This is a genomic window from Rothia sp. CCM 9417 (assembly GCF_048513575.1).
In the GTDB taxonomy this organism is placed as follows: Bacteria; Actinomycetota; Actinomycetes; order Actinomycetales; family Micrococcaceae; genus Rothia.
This window is the reverse complement of the sequence record NZ_JBLXXT010000001.1, coordinates 609933-633610: the sequence shown is the minus strand read 5'-3', so window position 1 is coordinate 633610 and position 23678 is coordinate 609933. Positions and strand designations below refer to the sequence as shown.

Here is a 23678-nt window from a genome sequence, read left to right as displayed (position 1 = left end):
GGCGCATCTTTTTTTCTGTTTTATGCGGGATGTGAGGCTAGGGTTTGGGCCACTGCACCGGGTATGTGTTCAGCCACCAGGGTAGGCGGTAGCGGGCCTGGCATACCGGCTGGGTGTACATGTTCGGCGGCTTTTCCGTGGATCAGGACGGCGGCGGCGGCCAGCAGTGCGTAGTCTTTTGATTTCCGGGCCTCAGCGGGTGTCTCTGCCTGGTAGCGGGCTAGGAGCGCGCCCAGAATGCCGGCGAGGGTGTCTCCGCTACCGGCAGTTGCCAGCCAGGGGCTGTTGCCCGTGACGGTGTAGGTCTGCCCCGATGGTTCACTGATGGTTGTTGAACCGCCTTTGAGCAGTACTGTGACGCCGAGAGCGCCAGCAAGAATTCTGGCGTAGCGGGCTGGTTCGTTCTCAATCTCATGGCGGCTAGGTACTTCAGTAAGCTCCGGGAGCAGCTGGGGTTTAAGGGTAGCTAGCCAGGTCAAGGCATCGGTGGCTTCACCTGCATGCGGGGTGATGATGTGGTGGGCGGCCAGTTCTAGACCGTCAACTGCAACCAGTTGGCTTGCGAGTGCTACCGCACCGGCATCAATAACCCCGGGTTCTCTGGCCTGCAGGATCTGCCGTAGCTGGTTTTCGCGGTCTTGACCGCTGACACCGCTGCCCAGCGCCCAGGCATCGACCCGGGTCTTCTCCGGGGTGCTGGTTACTGTGCAAACGGCTTCTGGAACGGACAGGTGCATCAGGAGGTTGAGGGAGGAAGTTCCCAGGAATCTGACCATACCTGCACCGGTATTAACTGCGGCACGGGCCGACATGAGCGCCGCACCGGGGTAGCTATCGCTTCCGGTGAGTAGCCCCAGCACACCTCTGGTGTACTTGTGTGAGGTGCCTGTAGGGGCGGTAAGTACCTGTGCGCATTGCTCAAGAGTCAGTGGCTGAGGTCCATGAGTCATAGCTTACTTTCTTACTACTACTGTGATGTGCTGGGTGGTAGGATTCCGCGGGGCGAGGGGTCGTGTTCAGCTAGATAGGCCATTTCTTCTGGGCTGAGCCGTTCTGCCATGACAGTAGCGGTCGCTACGGGTTCATCGTGGCTGATGGTCAGGTGCAGACGGTTAATTCCCAGCTCATGTGCTCTTTGGGCCACGGTTCCTTGGATGGTGAGATAGGGCGCACCGTTGGTGTCGTTCTCAACCCAGCAGTGGTGCCAGACCAGTCCGGCAGGCGCTCCGAGAGCTTTGGCTGTAGCTTCTTTTGCCGCAAAGCGGGCAGCTAGGGAACGGACTGGTTTGCCGCGTTCTGAAGGCACAAAGAGGCGCTCTTTCAGGCCCGGTGTTCGTTTGAGGAGCTCAGCAAAACGGTCAATGTTCACTACATCGACGCCGGTTCCCATAATCATGCCTGCACCTTCCAGGTAGGTGTTTATAATCCTTGCCCCATTCTAGTCGTGGTTTGAGTGGGGAAATAGAAGCCCCCGTATCCTTGCGAGGATACGGGGGCGTATAAACAACCTAGCGAGAGCCTTTACTCAACGGTCACCGACTTGGCCAGGTTACGAGGCTGGTCAACGTCGTAGCCCTTTGCGTGGGCTACCGAGCATGCAAAGATCTGCAGCGGAACGGTAGAGAGCAGGGGCTGAAGCAGGCTGGGTGCGGAGGGGATGCGGATGATGTGATCAGCGTGCTCCTCAACAGCGGTGTCGCCCTCTTCTGCGATAACGATGGTCACCGCGCCGCGGGCGCGCACTTCCTGGATGTTAGAAACAACCTTGGAGTGCAGTGAATCGCGGCCGCTAGGTGAAGGAACAATCACGAAGATCGGCTGGCCTTCTTCAACCAGGGCGATGGGGCCGTGCTTGAGCTCACCAGCGGCGAAGCCTTCGGCGTGTAGGTAGGCGATTTCCTTGAGCTTGAGTGCGCCTTCGAGCGCTACGGGGAAGCCCACGTGGCGGCCCAGGAAGAGAACCGATTTGGCGTCCTTCATGGACTTGCCAAGGTCCTTGACCTGGTCTTCTGCATCGATGACAGCCTGAATCTTTTCGGGCATCTTCTGCAGTTCTTCAAGGATTGAGCGGATTTCGTCCTTGAACATGTTGCCACGTAGCTGAGCCAGGTAGAGGCCCAGCAGGTAGGCTGCAGCGATCTGTGACAGGAAGGCTTTGGTAGATGCAACAGCGATTTCGGGGCCTGCGTGGGTGTACAGAGCGGCGTCTGATTCGCGGGGCAGGGTCGAGCCATTGGTGTTGCAGATGGAGACAACCTTAGCGCCCTGTTCCTGGGCGTGGCGGACGGCCATGAGAGTGTCCATGGTTTCGCCGGACTGTGACAGAGCCACAACCAGGGTCTTCTCGTCAACAATCGGGTCACGGTAGCGGAACTCGTGAGCGAGTTCTACCTCGGTGGGGATACGACACCAGTGCTCGATGGCGTAACGGGCGACCTGGCCTGCGTAAGCGGCGGTTCCACATGCGACCACGATAATTTTGTTGATGCTTCGCAGGGTTACATCGTCAATCTTGAGTTCATCGAGGGTGAGGTTGCCCTTTTCGTCCAGACGGCCAAGCAGGGTGTCGCGGACAGCTGCAGGCTGCTCGTGGATTTCCTTCTCCATGAAGGAAGAGAAGCCGCCCTTTTCAACAGCGGCGGTGTCCCATTCAATGGCAAATTCTTTACCCTCAGCAGGGAAGCCCTCAAAGTCGATGATGGAGTATTCGCCACCGGTGATGGTAACGATCTGGTCCTGCCCCATTTCGACTGCACGCTTGGTGTAGTCGATGAAACCTGAAACGTCTGAGCCCAGGAAGTTTTCGTTATCACCCAGGCCAATAACCAGGGGTGAGTTGCGGCGGGTTGCCACAACGCGATCCGGAAAATCAACGTGGATAGCCAGAATGGTGAAGGCACCTTCCAAGCGGTTGGATGCCCGGCGCACGGCCTCTGTCAGGTCTTTGTTTTCCAGTTTGTTGTAAATGCTGGCGATGAGGTTAGCGGCGATTTCGGTGTCAGTCTGCGACTTGAATTCCACGCCTTCTACCAGCAGCTCAGCGCGAAGCTCAGCGAAGTTTTCGATAATACCGTTGTGAACGACTGCTAGCCGCCCATTGTCAACAACATGGGGATGCGCGTTGGTGTCGGTGGGGCCGCCGTGGGTTGCCCAACGGGTATGGCCGATACCGATCGTGCTTGCGGGAAGGGGGCTTGCCGCTACCTCAGCCTCCAGGTTAACCAGTTTGCCTGACTTTTTACGGAATTCAATTCCGTCTTCGCCGATGAGTGCTACACCGGCCGAGTCATAGCCACGGTATTCCTGGCGACGCAAGCCTTCAAGAACTACGTCGTACGCGCTATGGTCAAATTTCTTACCGTCTGCGGCAGTGCCCAGACTTACATATCCTACGATTCCACACATACTCTCATACTACATTGCCTATCACGCGCCTCTGATGATTTACTGACTGATCACTACGACACAGTTTGACCTTATAAACGCCGAGGTTACCGCGCTGTCATATTCAGTCAGGTAGAGGCTGTGGCCGTAGACTATAGAGAATGAGCAACCCATCTCTCTACCTCAGGCACTCTCCCTTTATTGAGCTAGACCGGGAAACCTGGTCTCGGTTAGCGAGCGAAATTGAGGTTCCCCTGAGTGAAGACGAGTTAGAACAGCTTCAGGGGCTTGGGGAAACAATTGACCTGGACGAGGTCAGCCAGGTTTATCTCCCTATCTCCAGGTTGCTCAATCTCTACGTCAATGCAGCAGCCAGTACTAACCATATGACCAATGATTTTCTGGGTATTCGGGGTCAAAAGGTTCCTTTTATTATTGGTGTGGCTGGCTCTGTAGCTGTTGGTAAGTCAACTACCGCCCGTGTACTGCAGGAGCTCCTCCGCAGGTGGCCCTCAACCCCCAACGTCCAGCTTGTGACCACCGATGGTTTCCTCTACCCCAACGCTGAGTTAGAGCGGCGCGGGCTGATGGGCAGAAAGGGATTTCCCGAATCCTATGACCGGCGGGCTCTCCTGCGCTTCGTCTCGGACGTCAAATCAGGCTCCCCCTCAGTGACAGCGCCTAAGTATTCGCACCTGTACTACGACATTATTCCCGGGGAGCATATTGAGGTTACCAGCCCCGATGTACTCATCGTTGAGGGCCTGAACGTGCTAGCTCCTGCCAAGCTGGGGGCCCATGAAAGCTCGGCTCTGAGCCTGGCTGATTTCTTTGACTTCTCCATCTATGTGGATGCCCGGACCAGCGATATCGAGTCCTGGTACGTACAAAGGTTCCTTAAACTCCAGCGTTCTGCCTTTACCAACCCGGAATCCTACTTCAAGCGGTACGCCAACCTTTCTGAGGAGGCCGCGCGTGAGCTTGCTTTAAGTATTTGGCGTTCTATCAATGAGCCCAATCTTCGAGAGAATGTCCGACCAACGCGGGGCCGGGCACAACTTATTCTCAAAAAATCACATGACCATAAAATTCGTCGCGTACTCCTGAGAAAGAACTGACGTGCAAGAGCTAAGACACACCCCGCTTGCTATCGCGGGAATCATCACCATGGCCTTAACAGCTTGCTCTTCTACAGGAGAGGACACTGTAAAGTTTTCGCCTACTCAAGGAGAGGAGGTCTCTGCCCAAGCCACTTCTGTAGCGTCAGCAACATCTGCTGAAGCATCAGCCGGTACTTCAGTCAGCCCGGCTTCAAAGCAGGCCAGCACCAGCCCGGCTAAAGCTACCCCCCAGGGGTCAGAGCCAGCTCAGCCTGGGCCCACCTACTTTGCGGACACTTCAAGAGCTTCTTCACTGAATGTGGTGGTCAACAAGCAGAACCCTCTCAACCCCTCAACTTACGCACCAGCCGATCTGCAACCCATCGGTGGTGTCTATCTGCGGGCCCAAGCCAGCCAGGCGGCCCAAAAAATGTTCGCTGATGCGGCAGCAGCCGGTGCACCGATGACTGCACTCAGTGGCTACCGCTCTTATGAGACCCAGCAGGCAACCTACGCAGGCTGGGTCGCCCAGTACGGCCGGGAAGGGGCCGATGTTGCCTCCGCCCGCCCAGGTTACTCGGAACACCAAACCGGTCTTGCCCTTGATATTGGTAGTGGCAGTGACTGCGATCTTCAGCCCTGCTTCAGGGACACCGCCACGGCTCTCTGGGCAGCTGAGCACGCCCACGAGTACGGCTTTATTGTTCGCTACCCCTGGATGGAACACGAAACCACCGGCTATTGGTACGAGTCTTGGCACCTGCGCTACATCGGAAAAGAGCAAGCCAAAGCCTACAAAGAATCAGGGGCGAAAACTCTCGAAGAGTTCTACGGACTACCGGCAGCACCCTCCTACTAGCTTTCAGCCACCACTCGGGTTTTCCACACCTACCTCTCACGGTAGGTTTTAGCCCTAGTGTGAGTAAGTGCACTAGGACTATATCCGAAATGGTGGCTTTTTGTGTGTTCACTTGCCCTTTAAGGCGCTAGTGTTGGACTCATGCTTAGTGGATTTAAAGATTTCATCACCCGCGGTAACGTCATCGACCTGGCAGTTGGTCTGATTATTGGCACCGCCTTCACCGCCGTTATCACTGCCCTGGTTGAGTCGGTTCTTATGCCGGCCATCGCCATGATTGTTAAGGCTCCGAGCTTTGACCAGTTCCTGGTGTACGGCGACATCAAGATTGGCGTTTTCCTGACCGCAGTTGTTAACTTCCTGCTCATCGCAGCAGCTGTTTACTTCTGCATCGTAACACCCATCAACAAGCTCAACGAACGTCGCGCTGCCAAGCTCGGCCTCGAAGAAGAAGCTGAAGAAGAGGATCCCCAGGTTGCTCTTCTCAAGGAGATCCGTGACGCCCTGAGCGCCAAGTAATCTCATATAAAACTCCTATAAATCACCAGGGCCCCGGTAGCACAAGCTACCGGGGCCCTACTTTTTCTCTCCCACCTTCATCAGCTATCGGTCCCAGTCGATAGAAAGGCCTTAAGTCCCTCCGCAAAGAGAGACAAAGCTAGCTCTGGCACAAGGCCAATGATTCCCTACCCCCCTTGCGCCTAACAGGAGCTATCTCCCCCCCCTGCAGAGAAGCCACAAAATTCCTGCAAAGAGAAGGCGAGCCTCCCCTAGTGGAGAGACCCGCTGTAAGTCTTTAGGCCCGAACGCGCTCTACAGAGCTAACTCACGAGAGACCACATCGGCAAGAGCCTGAGCAGTGGCATCGGCGACTTCCTGAGTCTGGGCCTCAACCATGACGCGCACCAGAGGCTCTGTGCCCGAGGCCCGAAGCAGTACACGGCCACTATCACCAAGTTCAGCTTCTGCCTGTGCAATAGCTTCCTGGAGGGGCTGGCAGGTAGCAACGCCGGAACGGTCAACACCCTTGACGTTGATGAGCTTCTGGGGGGTTGCTTGCATACGGTTAGCCAACTCGGAGAGAGGCAGACCTGTTCGGGCAACCTCAGCGGCAAGATGCAAGCCGGTGAGAACACCATCGCCGGTCGTGGCATGATCGCTCATAATCACGTGACCTGACTGTTCACCCCCCAGGTTGTAGCCGTGCTTGTTCATGGCTTCAAGAACATAGCGATCCCCCACCTTGGTACGCACAAGCTTGATGTCATGATCCCTGAGGAAATGCTCCAAGCCCAAAGAACTCATGACGGTTGCGACCAGGGTATCGTCTTTGAGCCTTCCTGCTTCTTTCATGGAAAGAGCAAGAATGGCCATAATCTGATCACCATCTACCAGGTTGCCCTGCTCGTCTACCGCCATACAGCGGTCAGCATCACCGTCATGGGCAATGCCCAGGTCAGCGCTGTGCTTAACAACGGCTTCTTGCAGTAGCTCGGGGTGAGTAGAACCCACACCGTCATTAATGTTGTTGCCATCGGGCTCGGCGCCAATAAGGAAGACTTTGGCGCCCAGGGCGTGGAAAGCGTCTGGGGAAACACCTGAGGAAGCGCCATTGGCGCAGTCCAAAACCACTTTGAGGCCGTTGAGACGGCGGTGTTCTGGCATGGTCGACATCAGGTGTGTCACGTAGCGGTCTTCGCCGTCTGTTAACAGACGAACTCGCCCAACATCACCGTGAGTGGGGTAACGGAAGTCTTTGGAACGGTAGAGAGCCTCAATGGCGTTCTCAATCTCATCATCCAGTTTCTTACCGCCCCGGGCCAAAAACTTAATGCCGTTGTCTTCTGCGGCGTTGTGCGACGCGGAAATCATGACACCAAAGTCTGCGCCGGTGCTTGCTACCAGGTAGGCAGCTGCAGGCGTGGGTACCATACCCGCGTCAAGGACATCAACGCCAGAAGCCGCGAAACCAGCGGTCATAGCTGCACCAATAAACTCACCGGAAATACGGGAGTCATGAGCGATGACAGCCTTGGGGCGAGTACCTTCTTCAACCGTATTGAACCCTAGGACGATGGACGCGGCCTGCGCTAGCTCCATAGCAAGCGCAGGAGTGATGAGATCGTTAGCGAGGCCGCGAACACCGTCGGTTCCGAATAATCTAGTCATTACAGACTATTCTACGCTCTCAGAGCTACTTTTCTTCACGCAGGACGGGGAAACCCTCTGGATTTTCGATGCTATCGTCGTCATCCTCCAGAACGTCCGAGCCCTTACCAACAATCAAGGAGTCTGTGGCCCCGACCAGGGCGTGGTCCTTATTGGGGTACTCAAACTGGCTGAGCACATGGCGCATAGCTTCTAGGCGAGCACGCTTCTTGTCGTTTGATTTGACCACGGTCCAGGGAGCATCACCGGTGTCAGTGTAGAAGAACATGGCTTCCTTGGCTGCGGTGTAGTCGTCCCACTTATCCAGCGATGCTAGGTCGGTAGGTGAAAGCTTCCACTGGCGCACAGGGTCGGTACGTCGTGAATTGAAACGGGCCAGTTGCTCTGCACGGGTGACAGAGAACCAGAACTTGATGAGCCTAACTCCGGAGTTCACCAGCATACGTTCTAGCTCAGGAACCTCACGCATGAACTCGTAGTACTGCTGGGAGGTGCAGTAGCCCATGACGCGCTCAACACCGGCACGGTTGTACCAAGAACGGTCCATGAGCACGATCTCGCCGCCTGAAGGAAGGTGCTGGATATAACGCTGAAAGTACCACTGGGTCTGCTCAATATCGGTGGGCTTCTCCAGGGCCACAACACGAGCGCCACGGGGATTAAGATGCTCCATAAAGCGTTTGATGGCGCCACCCTTGCCTGCGGCATCGCGGCCCTCGAAGATAATGAGTACCTTCTGGCCGGTTTCTTTAATCCATAGCTGCAGTTTGAGAAGCTCAATCTGCAAGGCACGCTTCTCTTTTTCGTACTCTTTACGTCCTAGTTTCTTATCGTAGGGGTAGCCTACCTTCCAGGCATCAGAGAGGCTCTCCTCTCCCCCCTTGAGTTTCTTGGTCAATGATGCAATCTCATCGAGCTCTGCACTATAGTCTTCAACGACAGAGACCCGACGAGTTGTTTTAGCTAAGGCGGCCTTGACAGCTTGTTTCTTAGTGTCCTCAGGTCTGCCGGCGTGGGCCTCTTTGCCCTCAGTAACCGGGGGTGTAGTCTGTGTGTCCTCTTCCGCTGCGGCTTTTTTGCCTGGTGTGGGGTTCTGACCGGTTGCACGCGCGTCATTAGCAGATGCCATGGGCATCCTTTCTCTCGGTGTAGTTTCCACCACTATCTTAGAACGCCTCTGGGAGTAAACCCACTGTTACAGAACTTTTGACCCTAACCGGGAGCAAAGCTCTCTTACTAGGCTGACCAGGAAATACAAAAGTGCCCCCTCCCAAAAAGGGAGAGGGCACTTCTCAAACAGCTGAGGCTGAAAGGATTCCAGTAAAGCTTAACGCTTGGAGAACTGTGAAGCCTTACGTGCCTTCTTAAGACCAGCCTTCTTACGCTCGATAACACGAGCGTCGCGGGTCAGGAAGCCTGCCTTCTTGAGGGCGGGGCGGTTGTTCTCGGCATCAATCTCGTTCAGTGCACGAGCAACGCCAAGACGCAGTGCGCCGGCCTGACCGGAGGGTCCGCCACCTGAGATACGGGCGAAGACGTCGTAAGCGCCTTCAAGCTCAAGAAGCTTGAAAGGATCGTTTACTTCCTGCTGGTGCAGTTTGTTGGGGAAGTAGTTGTCAAGCTCGCGACCGTTAACGGTCCACTTGCCGGTACCGGGTACCAGGCGAACGCGAGCAACAGCTTCCTTACGGCGACCAACAGCCTGACCACCAACGGTCAGTGCGGGGCGGGCAGCCTTCTCAGCTACAGGAGCTGAGGATTCGGAAGTGTAGCTAGTGAGCTCTTCTTCGGTGGTGTACTCTTCGTTCTGAGCCACGATGTCTCCTTTAATAGTTCTTTCGTAGGCCCGAATTACTGGGCAACCTGGTTGAATTCGTAGGTCTTGGGCTGCTGAGCTGCGTGGGGGTGCTCAGAACCAGCGTAAACCTTGAGGTTCTTGAGCTGCTGTGCAGCCAGCTTGTTCTTGGGGAGCATGCCCTTGACGGCCTTCTCTACGGCGCGAACAGGGTTGGTTTCCAGCAGTTCAGCGTAGTTGACGGACTTGAGACCACCGGGATAGCCCGAGTGGCGGTAGGCACGCTTCTGCTCAAGCTTTGCACCGGTCAGTGCAACCTTTTCTGCGTTGATGATGATGACAGAGTCACCCATGTCAACGTGAGGTGCGAAGGTGGGCTTGTGCTTGCCGCGCAGCAGGATTGCGGTCTGGCTTGCGAGACGGCCGAGAACAACGTCAGAGGCATCAATGATGTGCCACTGGCGGTTGTTATCGCCTGACTTCGGAGTGTAAGTGCGCAAAATTTCGCCTTTTCTCGTTTCGGGTAGCGCTAGTTGGGTATCGCGCTAGATTACTGTGAGTGCGTGGGGCAGGGTTCGGGTGAGGGCCAAACACAACTGCCTACCAAGCTCCTAAGACCACTTATTCCCCGTTATTGTCCTGCAACTAGACCGAAGAACAGGGTACGAAATTAGGGCGGTATACGCACAACGTATGAAACTATACCCAATCTTCTAGCTTTAAGCCAGAGCTAAGCTCCCTTAAATAGGCTTGTTTGACTGACCTCACCTTTAAATCACACGAATGTTATTTAAAGAGTTCTTAGATTCCTTGCCCTATTGGCCTGCCTGGCGTATCCGGAGGCTTCTGGGTAGCTAATCCGTGCCAGAGCTAAGCCTCGTGGGGCGGCCAGACGAACCTGAGAATCACGTACCGGCGTGCTGATGCGGCTCTGCAACCAGGCCATATCGCGGGCACCCTCCCCTACCATGACCAAAGAAGCTATCAGGGTTCTGACCATATTGTGACAAAAAGCATCTGCCCTGATAGTTGCCTCGATGAGGCCGTCTTCTCTGCGTTCAAAGCTCAGTTCCCGAAGCTCGCGAATTGTTGTGGAACCAGCCCTGGGCTTGCAGAAAGAAAGGAAGTCCTTAAGGCCCAGCAGTTCTTCCGCTGCCCTGTTCATTAGCTGCAGGTCAAGCCCAGCATTAACCTGCCAGGCAAGGTGCCTGTTGAGCGGATTACTACCCCGTTCCTCCTGGTGATCTTCAATCAGGTAACGGTAGGACCGCTCTAGGGCAGAAAAGCGGGCATCGAAGTCGGCAGGCACCTCACGGCACTCTGTCACAGTGATTGCTTTCTGGAGATAGCCCTGCAAGCGGGTGGGTAGCCCGAGCTCAGCCTCTGCATCGGCCAGCGCCCGGCTCAAGGCCCCCCGCAGTTTACGGCCTAGTGCCTTACCGGGGTCAAGATTTAGGTTCTTACCCGGCATTCTTTCCCAGGCAGAACGCGAGACGTCGAAGTGCACTACCTGGTGCAGGGCGTGGACACCGGCGTCAGTTCTACCAGCCACAGTAGTATATATGGGCACCCGAAAAATGAGGGCAAGCGCTTCTTCCAGGACACCCTGTACAGTAATCAACCCGGGCTGTTTAGCCCAACCTGCAAAGGGGCCACCGTCATAGGAAAAATCTATCCGCACGCGCACCGTGGAGTCAGCGGTCTCTTCCTCATCCGCAGATAGCACAGCGCCCAGGGGGTGTTCAGTCATGTCTTTCCTTCCCAGCGTCCTGCATGTATTTCTTCCACTGTAGCGGCAAACAGAACCTTAGCTTAAAACAGCGGTGGCCTCCCCCTGAGGGAAGGCCACCGCAGACACCGAAAATTATTCGGAGATGGTCTGTGCTGCAGCACCACCAGCAGGTGCGTAACCTGCTGCTTCAGCTGATTCCTTGGTGTCGAACCAAATCTCAGCCTGGGTGTTTGCATACCAGCGTGAGCCGGGTACGTGGTACTTCATGGAGTCAGCGTTGCCCTTGATCTCGAAGCCCTCGGGAGCTTCACCGGATTCCAGAGGAGCGTGTGCGCCTGCGGGCAGGTCAGAAGCCTGAGCTTCTTCTGCTACGGGAGCGGCAGCTGCTGCGGGAGCAGGGGTCTCTTCCTGAGCTGCTGCACTATCTGCAACCTTGGTTGCTTCGGAAACAGCTGCTGCGGTTGCTACGGGCTCCATGACCAGTTCGATAACGGCCATAGGAGCGTTATCGCCCTTGCGGTTACCGATCTTGGTGATGCGGGTGTAGCCACCGGGGCGTTCTGCCATTGCGGGTGCAATGACGGTGAACAGTTCGTGGACAACTGACTTGTTACCGATGGAGCGCAGGACGCGACGGCGAGCGGCGAGATCACCCTTCTTAGCGAAGGTAATCAGGCGCTCAGCGACCGGACGCATGCGCTTGGCCTTGGTAACGGTGGTGGTGATGCGCTTGTGCTCGAAGAGCTGCTGAGACAGGTTGTTCAGCATGATGCGCTCGTGGGTCGGTGATCCGCCGAGGCGGGGACCCTTAGTGGGAGTAGGCATATTAATTTCTCCTGGTAAGCCGTTCCTCAAGCCGTCAGGCTAGTGGAACCAAAGATGTTTGACTGGTGTAACGCGGGTGCGTTGACTGCCGGTGTCTTAGTAGTCGCTGCCGTAGCTGTCGTCGTCCTGCAGGCGGGCTGAGAGATCCATACCGGCGGGTGAGTCCTTGAGGGACAGGCCGAGCTCGGTGAGCTTTGCCTTGACTTCGTCGATGGACTTGGCACCGAAGTTACGGATGTCCATGAGGTCAGCTTCGCTGCGGGTCACGAGCTCACCCACGGTGTGGATGCCCTCGCGCTTGAGGCAGTTGTAGGAGCGGACGGTCATGTCCAGGTCTTCGATGGGCAGAGCCAGGTCTGCGGCCATTGACTCGTCAGCGGGTGACGGGCCAACTTCGATACCTTCAGCGGCAGTGTTGAGTTCACGGGCAAGGCCGAAGAGCTCAACGAGGGTGTTACCTGCTGATGCGACTGCGTCGCGGGGAGCAATTGCTTCCTTGGTTTCGACGTCCAGGGTAAGGGAGTCGAAGTCGGTGCGCTGCTCAACACGGGTTGCGCTAACGCGGAAGGTGACCTTCAGGACGGGTGAGTAGATGGAGTCAACCGGGATACGGCCGATCTCTGCATCACCTGACTTGTTCTGGGCTGCCGAGACGTAGCCACGGCCGCGTTCGATGGTCAGTTCTGCGTTGAAGTTTGCGCGGTTGTTGAGGGTTGCGATGTGCAGATCCGGGTTGTGGATCTCGACGCCTGCGGGCACCTCAATGTCGGCTGCGGTGAGCTCACCTTCGCCCTGCTTGCGCAGGTAAGCGATAACGGGTTCGTCGTTCTCAGATGAGATGGAGAGCTTCTTGATGTTCAAGATGATCTCGGTGACGTCCTCGGTCACACCTTCTACGGTGCTGAATTCGTGCAGCACACCGTCGATGCGGATGCTGGTTACAGCGGCACCGGGGATTGATGAGAGAAGGGTGCGACGGAGGGAGTTACCCAGGGTGTAGCCGAAGCCGGGTTCGAGGGGCTCGATGGTGAAGCGTGAACGGTTTTCCGATACATGTTCTTCACGTAGGATGGGGCGCTGTGCAATGAGCACTATGTTTCCTTTCGGTGAGCATCCGCTATATGAGCTCACAGGTTGGGAAAAACGAGTGAGGAAGCAGACGAAGCAGTCTGTTCATTGATCGGCTACCGTGAGGTGGCCAATCGCCCGATGTTCGGGACGCGTCTAGACAGCGAGGTTTAGACGTGGCGGCGCTTCGGGGGACGGCAACCGTTGTGGGCAACGGGGGTGACGTCCTGGATGGAGCCAACCTCGAGGCCGGTAGCCTGGAGTGAGCGGATAGCGGTTTCGCGACCGGGGCCGGGGCCCTTAACGAAAACGTCTACCTTGCGGACACCGTGCTCCTGAGCGCGCTTTGCAGCGGTCTCAGCGGCCATCTGAGCTGCGTAGGGGGTTGACTTACGTGAACCCTTGAAGCCCATTTCACCTGCGGATGACCAGGAGATAACCGCACCTGAAGGATCGGTAATCGATACGATGGTGTTGTTAAAGGTTGACTTGATGTGTGCCTGACCGGCAACAATGTTCTTGGAAACCTTGCGGCGGCCGGTTCGTTTGGCCGCTGCGCGAGTCTTGGGAGGCATTTTTGATTCTCCTACAAAGTTTTGGTGGAAGTGTTGGCCTTACGCGATGTGTAAGACTGAGACAACACTGTTTACTTCTTCTTACCGGCGACGGTACGCTTGGGGCCCTTGCGGGTACGAGCGTTGGTCTTGGTGCGCTGGCCGTGTACGGGAAGGCCACGGCGGTGACGCAGACCCTGGTAGCTACCGATTTCTACCTTGCGGCGGATATCAGCAGCAACCTCGCGGCGAAGGTCACCTTCAACCTTGTAGTTGCCTTCGATGAAGTCACGAAGTGCTACGAGCTGTGAGTCGTCAAGGTCCTTGACGCGGGTGTTGGGGTCAACACCGGTTGCAGCTAGCGCTTCTTTTGCACGGGTCTTGCCCACGCCGTAGATGTAAGTAAGAGCAATTTCCACGCGCTTTTCGCGGGGAATATCGACTCCAGCGAGACGTGCCATGGGGCGTTCTCCTTGTTTTCGCAGAGGTCTGTGACATCACTGCCCGGTTGTTCCGGTCCCCGGCCTCTGTGCCCGAGGGTATCCTGATTGCTCAGGAGCGGTGCCATTTTCTGTCTGCCACCGGTGAGGGTGGACTTTTCTCAGCTGTCCTGGGTGTTAGCCCTGGCGCTGCTTGTGGCGCGGGTTTTCGCAGATCACCATGACCACACCGTGACGGCGGATCACTTTGCACTTGTCGCAGATCGGCTTAACGCTCGGCTTGACCTTCATCGCATTCCTTTGCGTTGATGTTTCAGCTAATGCTTTGGACGGGCGGGGTAAGAGGTTCTGTGTCCGGTTGCCCGGTGGTAGAACTGTTTACCCCTTTTACACGGCGTAAACGCCGCATAGTGCGACGTTTGCCTTTGTGTTTACTTGTAGCGGTAGACGATACGACCGCGTGAGAGGTCGTAGGGGCTCAGCTCCACTACTACTCGGTCCTCAGGCAGGATTCGAATGTAGTGCTGACGCATCTTGCCTGAGATGTGTGCCAGTACTTTGTGTCCGTTGTCCAGCTCAACGCGGAATGATGCGTTGGGCAGTGCTTCGACCACGGTACCTTCGATCTCGATGACGCCGTCTTTCTTGGCCATATCCTCCGCTTTACGTTCGTGCCCATTTTTGTGTGGGCAGTTGGTAGTATTTTTTCTGCGTTCGGGGCTTGTTCTCAAGGGATGAGCTTGGCTCCGCATGCGCGCAAACGCTTGGCACAGACAACCAACAATCTAATATACGGCAAATGCCCCAGAAAGTTAACGGTTTCCTCAAAACATAATGAGGTTCACATTAACTCGCTGGGGCTTTGTTGCTGTTGCGGTTCTTGCGTGAACCGGACACAAGATGATGAAGGAGCAGTCCCCGTATGCCTTCAACTTATTAGCTTGGGCATACTCCTATGCTGGCTGAGATTTATTCTGCTGGTGGCCTGCCCCGTCTGCTGGCTTGGGCTGGCGTTTAGGGGGCAGACGGGGCGCACAAGCAAAAAGAGGAACTTATATACTCTTAGTCCTCTTTGGCGGCTAGCTGGCCGCATGCTCCGTCGATATCGCTACCGCGTGTGTCGCGCACGGTGGTGGGAATCCCATGGGCGCGGAGGCGCTCAACAAAGTTCTGTTCAACACCCTTGCGTGAGGCTGTCCATTTGGAGCCGGGGGTGGGGTTGAGGGGGATGGGGTTGACGTGGACCCAGCCCCGGCCGCGCTGGGCCAGTTTCTTACCGAGGAGGTCCGCGCGCCAGCCCTGGTCGTTGATGTCGCGAATAAGTGCGTACTCGATGGAGATACGGCGGCCGGTGGTCCGGTAGTAGTCGTAGGCCGCGTCGAGGGTTTCGTCGACTTTCCAGCGCTGGTTGATGGGGATCAGTTCGTCACGAAGTTCATCATCTGGGGCGTGCAGAGACAGCGCCAGAGTGATGGGGAGTTTTTCGAGTTCAAATTTGCGGATACCGGGGACTAGTCCAACGGTAGACATGGTGATGCCGCGTGCTGAGATTCCTAGGCCTTCGGGGGCCGGATCGATGAGGCGGTGGACGGCCCCCATGGTTGCCTTATAGTTGGCGAGGGCTTCGCCCATGCCCATGAAGACGATGTTGGAGACGCGCAGGGGGCGGGTGTTTTCGGAGCCGCCTTCGGCCTCTTCAAGGCCCTTCATTTCTTTCAGGTAACGGGCACCGGCTACAACCTGCTCCACGATTTCGGCGGTGGAAAGGTTGCGGGTGAGACCCTGCTGGCCGGTGGCGCAGAAGGGGCAGTTCATACCGCAGCCTGCCTGCGATGAGATACACATGGTAACGCGGTTTTCGTAGCGCATGATCACAGACTCCACCAGTGCTCCGTCAAAGAGGCGGTGAACTACTTTGAGGGTATCACCGCCATCTGCTTCAAGAGTACGCACGGTGGTCAGAAGCTGGGGCATGGCTTCTGCGACCATTGTATCGCGTTCGGCAGCGGGTAGGTCGGTCATCTGCTCGGGGTCAGTAACCAGGCGTTCAAAGTAGTGCTTGGAGAGTTGGGCGGCGCGGAAGGGCTTGTAGCCCAGTTCTTCCAGAAAGGCGCGGCGGCCTGCCATGTCGAAGTCAGCGATGTGGCGCGGGGGCTTGCCGCGGCGAGGGGCCTTGAGGATGATTTGCCCCGGCTCTGGTCTGGCGCTGGAGATTTCCAGGGGGACGCTAATCGTTTCAGTCATAAAGTCTATGCTTTCGGTGAGGGGTGTGGGCTAGCGGCCTTTCCCCGGTGAAATGGTTCGTTTCTGATGCTCGGAGCGGCGGGTAATCCAAAGGTTCTGAGGGTGCCGCGCCTTCGCGATGAATTCTTAGGCAGGAATGGGCTTTACCGTAACACCGAGCTTGGAGAGTTCGGAGGCTCCGCCGTCTTCGGCGGTAAGGACCCAAATACCGTCTGAGTGGATCGCCACGGAGTGCTCCCATTGGCAGGCATCTCCCCCATCAAGAGTTTTGATGGTCCAGTCATCTTCGAGGGTGACGGTTTCAATGCCGCCGGTGACCAGCATGGGCTCAATCGCTAGGGCCATTCCTTTTTTGAGGCGGGGGCCCAGGTCACGAGCGGCGTAATTGAGTACGTCTGGGGCCATGTGCATGGAAGTGCCAATTCCGTGGCCTACAAAGTCTTCGATGATCCCGTACTTGTCGCCGGTTTCTTGGCGGACAAAGTTTTCAATGGCGAAACCAATTTCACCGACTTTTTTGGCTCGTGCGGCAGCGGCAATGCCCTGCCAGAGAGCCGCGCGGGTGATCTCGGAGAGCTCGCGGCGAGCATCGGATACGGTTTTCCCGACCAGGACGGTTCGGGCGGAGTCGCCGTGCCAGGTGGTTCCACGGTCGTCCTGAACGGTTGCGCCGCCGTCAATGGAGATAATGTCACCTTCAGCTAAGACCCGGTCACCGGGGATCCCGTGGACCACTTGGTCGTTGACGGAGGTACAGATAGTTGCCGGGTAGTCGTAGTAGCCCAGGAAGTTAGACCCGGCCCCGTGTTCGGCGAGTACCTTCCGGAAGACCCGGTCAAGCTCTGCGGTGGTCACACCGGGTAGGGCTGCGGCAACGGCAGCATCTAAGGCGCGGGAGGTGATAACACCGGCTCGGGCCATCTCAGCTAGTTGACGGTCGGTTTTGTACTCTATGCGGCGCATGTGTCTCTTTCAGGGCTGTATGGGGCTTGTGGTAAATGCCAAGGCTACACCAGTGTGCGTTAAAGTGCTGTGCCCCCGCAATGACCGGGGGCACAGGTGGGTCGGTAGGCTCTACTTAAGAGCATCCATGATGCGGGCGGTAACCTCATCGATCTCGCCCAGACCGTTGACTTCTGAAACCAGCTGACGCTCGGTGTAGATTTCAAGCAGCGGAGCGGTTTCTTCTTGGTAGACCTTCAGGCGGTGGCGGATGACCTCTTCGTTATCATCTGAGCGACCTTCTTTAGCGGCCCGACCCAGCAGACGCTGAACCAGTTCGTCGTTATCTGCAACCAGGAGCAGAACACGGTCAATTTTCTGGCCCATGTCAGCAAGAATTGAGTCGAGTTCAGCAACCTGAGCGGTATTTCGGGGGTAGCCGTCCAGCAGGAAGCCCTGGGCGGTATCGTCTTCAGCCAGACGAGCGCGTACCATACGGTTGGTTACCGAGTCTGGAACCAGGTTGCCTGAGTCAATGTAGCTCTTTGCTTCTTGGCCCAGGTCGGTAGCTTCCTTAATATTCTTGCGGAAGATGTCGCCGGTAGAGATAGCGGGAATGTTCAGTTTTTCAGCGATTTTGACGGCCTGAGTGCCTTTGCCGGCACCGGGAGGGCCGATGATGAGCAAGCGGTTCATCGGAGCAGTCCTTCGTAGTTGCGTTGTTGGAGCTGGGCGTCGATCTGCTTGATAGTATCAAGACCAACGCCGATAACGATCAGCAGTGAGGCACCGCCGAGCGGGAAATTTTGGTTGGCACCAAAGAGCACAAATGCAATCAGTGGAATCAAGGCCAAGAATGCTACATAGATAGCGCCCGGTAGAGTGATGCGGTTCAGGACGTAGCTTAGGTACTCCTGGGTTGGTCGCCCTGCACGGATACCGGGAATGAAGCCGCCGTACTTCTTCATATTGTCTGCTACTTCCTCGGTGTCAAAGGTGATTGAGACATAGAAATAGGCGAAGCCAAGGATCATCAGGAAGTAGAGAACCATGTAAAGCGGTTTGTCCCCCATGGTTAGGTTGGCCTTGACCCAGTTGACCCATTCCGGTGGTGCAGAGCCATCGGAAGGAGTATTGAACTGAGCGAGCAAACCGGGAACCATCAGCATGGATGATGCAAAGATGATGGGGATAACACCGGCCATATTGACTTTAAGGGGAATATAGGTGGTTGTTCCCCCGATAGTGCGGCGACCAATCATACGCTTAGCATACTGAACCGGGATACGACGCTGGGACTGTTCTACAAAGACCACAGCAACAATCAGGACCAGGCCAACTGCAATGACAGCTGAGAAGATGCCCCAACCTTGCGCCTGTAAAATAGCGCCAAATGCACCGGGGAAGGAAGCAGCAATAGATGTAAAGATCAGCAGGGACATACCGTTGCCCACGCCCTTCTCGGTGATCTGTTCGCCCAGCCACATGACGACGCCGGTACCGGCTGTCAGGGTGGTGATAATCAGAAGAATGTTGAGAAAACCGTCCTCGGGAATTACCGGCAGGGTGCACCCTTGCAGCAGCATGCCCGAACGAGCCAGTGAAACGATGGTTGTGGCGTTCAGCAGAGCCAGCAAGATAGTCAGATAGCGAGTGTACTGGGTGAGTTTAGTCTGCCCCTGCGCGCCTTCCTCATGGAGTTGCTGGAACCGGGGAATCACCACGCGCAGCAGCTGCACAATAATACTGGCGGTAATGTATGGCATAACACCCAGGGCAAAAATCGAGAGCTGAAGCAGCGCGCCACCGCTAAAGAGGTTAATCATGTCGTAGATACCACCGCTTGCGGTGATGGTATTGAGGCACTGCTGGACGTTTCCGTAGGAAACACCGGGGGCGGGGATAAAGACGCCCAACCGGTAAATCACGATAATTCCCAGGGTGAACAGCAGCTTGTTACGCAGGTCAGGCGTCTTAAAGGCCCGTCCGAAAGCGGTCAGCACATGTCCTCCTGTGAGACAAAAGTTTTGGTAGCCCTTCTTTCCTGGCCGAAGCCAGAAGACGGAGCTTTTACACAATCTTCTACAGTTTAGCGCTTAATCTTAATTATTTCGCGGTCACACTGTGTGGCCAGCCCTATACCCAGGCTTTTCAGTGTTGATATTCTGGCTTCACTCCCCCACCCCAGCTTTCCAGCAGATGAGACCGGCCCCTGTAGATGGCATCAAAAGAAGGGCTCCCCTCACGGTGACGTGAGAGGAGCCCTACCGGTTAACCCGGTGAGTCCAAAGACTACTTGACGGTTACAGAACCGCCAGCAGCTTCGATCTTAGCCTTAGCTGATTCGGAAACCTTATCAACGGTTACCTTGTAGGCTACTGAAACTTCGCCGGTACCCAGAACCTTAACCAGCTCGTTCTTGCGAACGGCGCCAGCTGCTACCAGTGCGTCAACGGTGATGTCGCCGCCCTGAGGGAACAGTTCCGCAATACGGTCCAGGTTAACAACCTGGTACTCGGTACGGAAGGGGTTCTTGAAGCCGCGGAGCTTGGGAAGGCGCATGTGCAGCGGAAGCTGACCACCTTCAAAGCCCGCACGGACCTGGTAACGAGCCTTGGTACCCTTGGTACCGCGACCTGCGGTCTTACCCTTTGAGCCTTCACCGCGGCCTACGCGGGTCTTTGCCTTATGGGCACCCGGAGCCGGGCGCAGATCGTGAATCTTGATAGCGTCGTTATTTTCTACTGCCATCTTTACTTGACCTCCTCAACCTGAACCAGGTGAGCTACGGTGTTGACCATGCCGCAGGTGACGGGGTCAGCAGTGCGAACAACCTTGTTACCGGGGCGCTTGAGGCCCAAGGAACGAAGGGTGTCGCGCATGTTCTGCTTTTCGCCAACGTAGGACTTGATCTGGGTGATTTCCAGCTTTGCATCGCTGGGCTGAATACGCTTGCCGGACATTAGGCACCTGCCTTTTCAGACTGAGCGACACGCAAGAAGCCGGGGATAACCTCGTCCTGGGGAAGACCACGGCGTGCTGCAACTGCAACGGGCTCTTCGAGCTGACGCAGTGCATCGATGGTCGCGTGGACAATGTTGATCTGGTTCGAGGAACCGAGTGACTTGGACAGAACATCGTGGATGCCTGCTGCCTCAAGTACGGCACGAACGGGACCACCAGCGATAATACCGGTACCAGCGGTAGCGGGGCGGAGCATAACTACGCCTGCTGCTGCTTCACCCTGAACGCGGTGAGGAATAGTGCGGCCTTCAATACGGGGTACGCGGAAGAAGTTCTTCTTAGCTTCTTCAACACCCTTAGAGATGGCGGCGGGAACTTCCTTAGCCTTACCGTAGCCGACGCCAACCATACCGTTACCGTCACCAACAACGACAAGTGCGGTGAAGCTGAAGCGACGACCACCCTTGACGACCTTGGAGACGCGGTTGATGGTGACAACTCGCTCGATGAACTTGTCCTTCTCTTCTTCGCGGCCGCGGTTGCCACGGCGATCACCACGGTTACCGCGGCGGTCGCCACGCTCGTTACGGCGGGCTTCGCGCTTCTCGGAAGTTTCAGCGGTAGCTTCTGCGCTTGCTTCAGTCACCTGAGTTTCCTTTTCATTTACAGTCTGCTCGCTCATTAGAGTGCCAGACCTCCTTCGCGTGCGCCTTCTGCAACTGCTGCGACACGGCCGTGGTACTTGTTACCACCGCGGTCGAAGACAACTGCCTCGATGCCTGCCGCCTTGGCACGCTCGGCGACGAGTTCGCCCACGCGCTTTGCCTTAGCGGTCTTGTCTAGCTCTGCGGCGCGCAGCTCAGCCTCCATGGTGGATGCTGATGCAAGGGTTACGCCCTTGGTGTCGTCAATGACCTGAACGAACATGTGACGAGCTGAGCGGGTAACAGACAGACGAGGACGTGCTGCGGTACCTGAAACGTACTTGCGAACGCGTGCGTGACGGCGTGCGCGCTGTGCTGACTTAGTCTTTACAGCCATTGTTACTTACCAGCCTTTCCGACCTTGCGACGGATCTGCTCGCCTTCGTAGCGAACACCCTTACCCTTGTAGGGATCGGGCTTACGCAGACCGCGAATGTTAGCTGCAACCTGGCCAACCTGCTGCTTGCTGATACCGGAAACGGTCAGCTTGTTAGCGCCCTCAACAGCGAATGAGATACCTTCAGGTGCCTTAACGGTGATGGGGTGTGAGTAGCCAAGTGCGAACTCGAGGTCGGAACCCTTTGCGGTTACACGGTAACCGGTACCAACGATTTCGAGCTTCTTGGTGTAGCCTTCGGTGACACCGATGATCATGTTCTGAATCAGGGTGCGGGTCAGGCCGTGCAGAGAGCGTGAATCGCGCTCATCGTTCGGGCGGGTGACGGTGAGTACACCGTCTTCGAGAGTGACCTCGATGGGGGCTGCGACTTCGTGAGTCAGCTCGCCCTTTGAACCCTTAACGGCAACAAGGTTGCCGTCGATTTTTACCTCAACGCCGGCAGGAACCGAGATGGGGAGACGTCCAATACGTGACATTCTTCTTCCTTTCTCTTCTTACCGACTACCAGATGTAAGCGACGACTTCGCCGCCAACACCCTTCTTCGCAGCCTGCTTGTCAGTAAGCAGACCTGAAGAGGTTGACAGGATTGCGATACCGAGGCCACCGTGTACCTGAGGAAGGTTGGTGGACTTTGCGTATACACGCAGACCCGGCTTGGAAATACGGCGAACGCCAACAATGGAACGCTCGCGTGAGGGGCCGAATTTCAGTTCGAGGGTCAGAGTCTTACCGACTCGTGCTTCCTCTTCCTTGAAGTCAGCGATGTAGCCTTCAGCTTTGAGGATCTCGGCGATGCGAGCCTTCAGCTTAGAGTAAGGCATTGAAACGGAGTCGTGATGTGCTGAGTTTGCGTTGCGCAAACGGGTCAGCATATCTGCGACAGGATCTGTCATAGTCATGGTGGGCTAGGCCCTTCCTCGTTATGGTTTCCTCACCTGAGTACAGGTGCGGACCTATAACGTAGTCGTTACTGAGTCTTGAACGGGAAACCGAGTGCTTTGAGAAGCGCACGGCCTTCATCGTCGGTCTTTGCGGTGGTAACCACGGTGATGTCCATGCCGCGTACACGGTCAATGGAATCCTGGTCGATTTCGTGGAACATTGACTGTTCGGTCAAACCGAAGGTGTAGTTACCGTTACCGTCGAACTGGCGATCCGAGAGGCCGCGGAAGTCGCGGATACGGGGAAGAGCCAGGGTGACCAGGCGGTCGAGGAATTCCCACATGCGGTCGCCACGGAGAGTGACGTGCGCACCGATGGGCTGGCCTTCGCGCAGTTTGAACTGTGCGATGGACTTCTTCGCGCGGGTAACGAGAGGCTTCTGACCGGTGATTGCGGTGAGGTCGCGGATAGCACCATCCATGAGCTTCGCGTCCTTGGCAGCTTCACCAACACCCATGTTAACGACGACCTTAACGATCTTCGGTGCCTGCATGACGTTCTCGTACTTGAACTCTTCTTGCAGGGCGGGGGTGACTACTTCGTTGAACTTCGTCTTGAAACGAGGGGTAATCTTTGCTTCGGTCATTAGATGTCCTTACCCGAGCTCTTGGCAACGCGAACGCGAACAGTGCGCTCCTTGCCATTGCGCTCTACGGTCTCGAGGCGGTAACCAACGCGGGTCGGCTTCTTGGTCTCGGGATCAACGATTGCAACGTTAGAAACGTGAATCGGAGCCTCAACCTTTTCGATGCCACCAGCTTCGCCGGTCATGGGGTTAGCCTTGTTGTGCTTGGTGATGATTTTTACGCCTTCAACCAGCACGCGCTCGGTCTTAGGGAATACCTTAAGAACCTTGCCCTGCTTACCCTTATCTGCACCTGAAATAACCTGTACCAGGTCACCAGACTTGATTTTAGCCATGAGTTAGAGCACCTCCGGAGCAAGTGAAATGATCTTCATGAACTTCTTGTCGCGCAGTTCGCGGCCAACAGGTCCGAAGATACGGGTGCCACGGGGGTCACCATCGGTGTTCTTGAGAATTACTGCTGAATTCTCGTCGAACTTGATGTAGGAGCCGTCGGGACGACGAACTTCCTTCTTGGTGCGGACGACAACTGCCTTAACAACGTCGCCCTTCTTTACGGTACCGCCGGGGATTGCGTCCTTGACGGTTGCGACGATGATGTCGCCAATGCCTGCGTAACGACGCTTTGAGCCGCCGAGAACACGGATGGTCAGGATTTCCTTCGCACCGGTGTTGTCAGCAACCTTGAGTCGTGACTCCTGCTGAATCATATTTCTCCTGTCGTCTCGCCGGTTCCGACACGCGGTATAGGTTGCGAGCCAGCCTTGCGGAACATTTCTACGGGATGTTGACGCGCCGGTCTCTCATACCTGAAACAGGGTAGAGAGTTGGCGGACACGCCTAGGAATCAGTCATGCCCCGAGCATCTGGACCCGCGTGGTGAGCGGGCGAACCCCGCTGTGTGAGCGGCATTATGCTGTGGCACGAAAGAAACCGTGGTTATGTAGCTATAGGTAGCCACATAGGTTA

General features: G+C 56.2%; 30 protein-coding genes. 3 read left to right on the top strand and 27 right to left on the bottom strand.

Translation table 11 applies throughout. The features are described from left to right. Positions 1–20: 20 nt before the first annotated feature. The 3 genes from ACN082_RS02905 to glmS all read right to left on the bottom strand — a co-directional run bounded on the left by ACN082_RS02905 (position 21) and on the right by glmS (position 3405). Entirely contained in the window at positions 21–950 is a 930-nt protein-coding gene (locus ACN082_RS02905) for an ADP-dependent NAD(P)H-hydrate dehydratase (protein WP_419099334.1), read from the bottom strand. A 17-nt stretch (positions 951–967) separates the two neighbouring features. Beyond that, positions 968–1396, bottom strand: coding sequence for a holo-ACP synthase (locus ACN082_RS02900; RefSeq protein ID WP_419099333.1), 429 nt, complete (start codon positions 1394–1396; stop codon positions 968–970). 125 nt (positions 1397–1521) lie between these two features. After that, positions 1522–3405, bottom strand: a complete 1884-nt coding sequence (gene glmS, locus ACN082_RS02895; RefSeq protein WP_419099332.1) for a glutamine--fructose-6-phosphate transaminase (isomerizing) — start codon at positions 3403–3405, stop codon at positions 1522–1524. A gap of 140 nt (positions 3406–3545) precedes the next feature. On the opposite strand from glmS, the gene coaA reads away from it, so the two are divergent. The 3 genes from coaA to mscL all read left to right on the top strand — a co-directional run bounded on the left by coaA (position 3546) and on the right by mscL (position 5862). After that, positions 3546–4502, top strand: coding sequence for a type I pantothenate kinase (gene coaA / locus ACN082_RS02890; protein ID WP_419099331.1), 957 nt, complete (start codon positions 3546–3548; stop codon positions 4500–4502). 1 nt (position 4503) lies between these two features. Next, positions 4504–5343: a M15 family metallopeptidase gene (locus ACN082_RS02885; RefSeq protein ID WP_419099330.1), complete on the top strand. Its 840-nt coding sequence runs from the start codon at positions 4504–4506 to the stop codon at positions 5341–5343. A gap of 141 nt (positions 5344–5484) precedes the next feature. Next, a complete protein-coding gene (gene mscL / locus ACN082_RS02880) occupies positions 5485–5862 on the top strand; it encodes a large conductance mechanosensitive channel protein MscL (RefSeq protein WP_419099329.1) in 378 nt (125 codons plus the stop codon). A gap of 294 nt (positions 5863–6156) precedes the next feature. On the opposite strand, the gene glmM is transcribed toward mscL, so the two are convergent. From glmM to rplN, 24 genes are all read right to left on the bottom strand, one after another. Further along, positions 6157–7512, bottom strand: coding sequence for a phosphoglucosamine mutase (gene glmM, locus ACN082_RS02875; RefSeq protein ID WP_419099328.1), 1356 nt, complete (start codon positions 7510–7512; stop codon positions 6157–6159). A gap of 25 nt (positions 7513–7537) precedes the next feature. Continuing rightward, positions 7538–8641, bottom strand: a complete 1104-nt coding sequence (ppk2, locus tag ACN082_RS02870) for a polyphosphate kinase 2 (RefSeq protein WP_419099327.1) — start codon at positions 8639–8641, stop codon at positions 7538–7540. 198 nt (positions 8642–8839) lie between these two features. After that, a complete protein-coding gene (gene rpsI, locus ACN082_RS02865) occupies positions 8840–9328 on the bottom strand; it encodes a 30S ribosomal protein S9 (RefSeq protein WP_135013062.1) in 489 nt (162 codons plus the stop codon). Positions 9329–9363: 35 nt separating this feature from the next. Beyond that, positions 9364–9807, bottom strand: a complete 444-nt coding sequence (rplM, locus tag ACN082_RS02860; protein WP_419099326.1) for a 50S ribosomal protein L13 — start codon at positions 9805–9807, stop codon at positions 9364–9366. Positions 9808–10097: 290 nt separating this feature from the next. Then, the gene (gene truA / locus ACN082_RS02855) at positions 10098–11057 is read right to left on the bottom strand and encodes a tRNA pseudouridine(38-40) synthase TruA (protein ID WP_419099325.1); all 960 of its coding nucleotides are present in this window, start codon (positions 11055–11057) and stop codon (positions 10098–10100) included. 114 nt (positions 11058–11171) lie between these two features. After that, positions 11172–11864: a 50S ribosomal protein L17 gene (rplQ, locus tag ACN082_RS02850; protein ID WP_419099324.1), complete on the bottom strand. Its 693-nt coding sequence runs from the start codon at positions 11862–11864 to the stop codon at positions 11172–11174. A gap of 96 nt (positions 11865–11960) precedes the next feature. Beyond that, positions 11961–12956, bottom strand: coding sequence for a DNA-directed RNA polymerase subunit alpha (locus ACN082_RS02845; RefSeq protein ID WP_419099323.1), 996 nt, complete (start codon positions 12954–12956; stop codon positions 11961–11963). 146 nt (positions 12957–13102) lie between these two features. Continuing rightward, a complete protein-coding gene (gene rpsK / locus ACN082_RS02840) occupies positions 13103–13507 on the bottom strand; it encodes a 30S ribosomal protein S11 (RefSeq protein WP_083090739.1) in 405 nt (134 codons plus the stop codon). Between the two features lie 71 nt (positions 13508–13578). Next, positions 13579–13947, bottom strand: coding sequence for a 30S ribosomal protein S13 (rpsM, locus tag ACN082_RS02835; protein ID WP_237202258.1), 369 nt, complete (start codon positions 13945–13947; stop codon positions 13579–13581). 156 nt (positions 13948–14103) lie between these two features. After that, positions 14104–14217 (bottom strand): 50S ribosomal protein L36, encoded by a 114-nt coding sequence (rpmJ, locus tag ACN082_RS02830; RefSeq protein ID WP_004005257.1) that lies wholly within the window; start codon positions 14215–14217, stop codon positions 14104–14106. A gap of 140 nt (positions 14218–14357) precedes the next feature. Continuing rightward, positions 14358–14579 carry a translation initiation factor IF-1 gene (gene infA, locus ACN082_RS02825; RefSeq protein ID WP_083090737.1) on the bottom strand — a complete coding sequence of 74 codons (222 nt, stop codon included), beginning with the start codon at positions 14577–14579 and terminating at the stop codon, positions 14358–14360. A gap of 409 nt (positions 14580–14988) precedes the next feature. Beyond that, positions 14989–16170: a 23S rRNA (adenine(2503)-C(2))-methyltransferase RlmN gene (rlmN, locus tag ACN082_RS02820; RefSeq protein ID WP_419099322.1), complete on the bottom strand. Its 1182-nt coding sequence runs from the start codon at positions 16168–16170 to the stop codon at positions 14989–14991. Positions 16171–16296: 126 nt separating this feature from the next. Next, on the bottom strand, positions 16297–17133 hold the full coding sequence (map, locus tag ACN082_RS02815) for a type I methionyl aminopeptidase (RefSeq protein WP_419099321.1): 837 nt from the start codon (positions 17131–17133) through the stop codon (positions 16297–16299). Positions 17134–17244: 111 nt separating this feature from the next. Continuing rightward, positions 17245–17808, bottom strand: coding sequence for an adenylate kinase (locus ACN082_RS02810; RefSeq protein WP_419099320.1), 564 nt, complete (start codon positions 17806–17808; stop codon positions 17245–17247). Next, entirely contained in the window at positions 17805–19115 is a 1311-nt protein-coding gene (secY, locus tag ACN082_RS02805; RefSeq protein ID WP_419099319.1) for a preprotein translocase subunit SecY, read from the bottom strand. Before secY ends, ACN082_RS02810 begins: the two co-directional genes overlap by 4 nt. Before the next feature lie 289 nt (positions 19116–19404). Further along, the gene (gene rplO / locus ACN082_RS02800; protein ID WP_419099318.1) at positions 19405–19863 is read right to left on the bottom strand and encodes a 50S ribosomal protein L15; all 459 of its coding nucleotides are present in this window, start codon (positions 19861–19863) and stop codon (positions 19405–19407) included. Positions 19864–19865: 2 nt separating this feature from the next. Continuing rightward, a complete protein-coding gene (gene rpmD / locus ACN082_RS02795) occupies positions 19866–20075 on the bottom strand; it encodes a 50S ribosomal protein L30 (protein WP_419099317.1) in 210 nt (69 codons plus the stop codon). Further along, positions 20075–20758, bottom strand: coding sequence for a 30S ribosomal protein S5 (gene rpsE / locus ACN082_RS02790; RefSeq protein ID WP_419099316.1), 684 nt, complete (start codon positions 20756–20758; stop codon positions 20075–20077). Before rpsE ends, rpmD begins: the two co-directional genes overlap by 1 nt. After that, positions 20758–21117 (bottom strand): 50S ribosomal protein L18, encoded by a 360-nt coding sequence (gene rplR, locus ACN082_RS02785; RefSeq protein ID WP_419099315.1) that lies wholly within the window; start codon positions 21115–21117, stop codon positions 20758–20760. The genes rpsE and rplR overlap by 1 nt, the downstream gene beginning before the upstream one ends. 2 nt (positions 21118–21119) lie before the next feature. Continuing rightward, complete coding sequence (gene rplF, locus ACN082_RS02780) at positions 21120–21656, bottom strand: 50S ribosomal protein L6 (RefSeq protein WP_419099314.1); 537 nt, start codon at positions 21654–21656, stop codon at positions 21120–21122. Between the two features lie 25 nt (positions 21657–21681). Then, complete coding sequence (gene rpsH, locus ACN082_RS02775) at positions 21682–22080, bottom strand: 30S ribosomal protein S8 (RefSeq protein ID WP_419099313.1); 399 nt, start codon at positions 22078–22080, stop codon at positions 21682–21684. 68 nt (positions 22081–22148) lie between these two features. Continuing rightward, positions 22149–22709, bottom strand: coding sequence for a 50S ribosomal protein L5 (rplE, locus tag ACN082_RS02770; protein ID WP_135013744.1), 561 nt, complete (start codon positions 22707–22709; stop codon positions 22149–22151). Next, a complete protein-coding gene (gene rplX / locus ACN082_RS02765; RefSeq protein ID WP_419099312.1) occupies positions 22709–23044 on the bottom strand; it encodes a 50S ribosomal protein L24 in 336 nt (111 codons plus the stop codon). Before rplX ends, rplE begins: the two co-directional genes overlap by 1 nt. Before the next feature lie 3 nt (positions 23045–23047). Continuing rightward, positions 23048–23419, bottom strand: a complete 372-nt coding sequence (rplN, locus tag ACN082_RS02760) for a 50S ribosomal protein L14 (RefSeq protein WP_135013742.1) — start codon at positions 23417–23419, stop codon at positions 23048–23050. Positions 23420–23678 lie beyond the last annotated feature (259 nt).